Genomic DNA, 540 nt, shown 5'->3' on the forward strand with positions numbered 1-540 from the left:
TCCTTTTTTATTTTGAGAAAACAGGGAATCTTTTAAGACTCGTCGTATTCATATAGATAAAGAGGTGGTTGAATTGAAACAATTAATTATCAATAATGTTGAATTTAACGTTGAAAATTTCGAAGAAAAAACAATTACACATTCCACTACAGGTGAGCAGCTAAAAAAGATTGGTTTTGCATTTTCGATTATAGGAAAAAAAGATTATAACTTATATGACTTATTTTTCGAGAGCCCCGATTTTGAACTTACTATTGTTGATACAAATGAGAAACTTAAAATGAAAAATATTTCACACAGTACTTTTTATCAAGCAGCAGAGATAACAGATGACACAAAAATCGTATTTAGAATTAAGTTACAACAAGAACCAGCCAAAGAAAAAGAACTTACAAAAGATCAGAAGTTGATGGTTAATGCCGTAAATGAGGTTGTTTTATCTAGAGTAAGATTTAAAGCTTTAGAAGAAATACTAGAAGAAAAAGGATTAATCAAAGGTGATGAATTATTTGATAAGATTGAAAAAGTAGCTAAAAGAGA

General features: G+C 28.5%; 1 protein-coding gene. It reads left to right on the forward strand.

What is annotated here, in order from left to right:
• Nucleotides 1-73 precede the first annotated feature (73 nt).
• Nucleotides 74-540 (forward strand): hypothetical protein (locus tag AC1DEF_RS29180; protein WP_097825562.1); only part of this gene is annotated, 467 nt, incomplete at its 3' end.

The organism is Priestia sp. 10L35 (assembly GCF_056395685.1).